The organism is Bartonella sp. MR90HLJMH (genome assembly GCF_042194115.1).
Lineage (GTDB): Bacteria > Pseudomonadota > Alphaproteobacteria > Rhizobiales > Rhizobiaceae > Bartonella > Bartonella grahamii.
This window is the reverse complement of the sequence record NZ_JBHIMM010000040.1, coordinates 1-879: the sequence shown is the minus strand read 5'-3', so window position 1 is coordinate 879 and position 879 is coordinate 1. Positions and strand designations below refer to the sequence as shown.

At 43.0% G+C, this 879-nt stretch carries 1 protein-coding gene; it reads left to right on the top strand.

The window, feature by feature from the left end:
- Nucleotides 1-75: 75 nt before the first annotated feature.
- On the top strand, nt 76-879 hold an 804-nt coding region (locus tag ACFIJ9_RS08645), incomplete at its 3' end, for a DUF3792 domain-containing protein (protein WP_375636789.1).

The window sequence follows — 879 nt, the reverse complement described above, 5'->3', positions numbered from 1 at the left end:
GCGCATATCTATTCACTTTTGGAACATAATTGGCAAAAAGACATTGTATCTCCAGCATATTCAAGGAGATAAAACATGGAAACTCGCATTCCTGAAGACACACCATTCGATACGAATTTTCTAGGAGAAACATCTCTAGAAGAAAAGTATCCATTCTTTCACACACCCATTTCGTGGTCCGCAATCTTTGCGGGATTGGTGACAGCCCTTGCCACCTCAATCTGCCTCTCTTTTCTGGTAGCCGCTTTAGGCTTAAGCCAAATGGATTTCACCTCTTCAACCCCATTTGAAGGCTCTTTCCTCTCCTTTGGCGTGGGTTCTGTTATCGTTACACTGATTAGCCTAGCCTTGGGAGGCTTTGTTGCTGGACGTTTTGCTGAATCGTCAGGGACGCTTCATGGCTTTCTCACTTGGGCTCTCATAACATTGCTAATGACCCTCCAAGCCATCCACGTGGTTTCTAGTACAGCAAAGATAGGAGCTAAAACTGCTCTAGAAAACAGCTCCATGGTCCAACAAACCGTAGACAGCCTCAAAACCAATATTTCCCCCATACTTGCAAAATTAAACAGCGAAAGTCTTGAAAAGTTTTTTGCAAAAAACAGTGACAATGGTATCAATTTTGACCAACTTGGTAGTGAATTGCGCACCCTTCTCAATAAAAGTGACATTCCTGCTCTCAACCCTGATCGCTTGAAACAAACCTATCAAGCTGCACTCAACGATATTGGTTCTGCGATCACAGCTTTCAAAAATGATCCTTCTCACTATCGCACCACTTTAAAAAATCTTGGTGAGCGCCTGTCTGATCGTGTAGAAGATCTCACGACAAAATTTGATCGAAGTGATATCATCGAAGCCCTCATAAAAGATGGCATG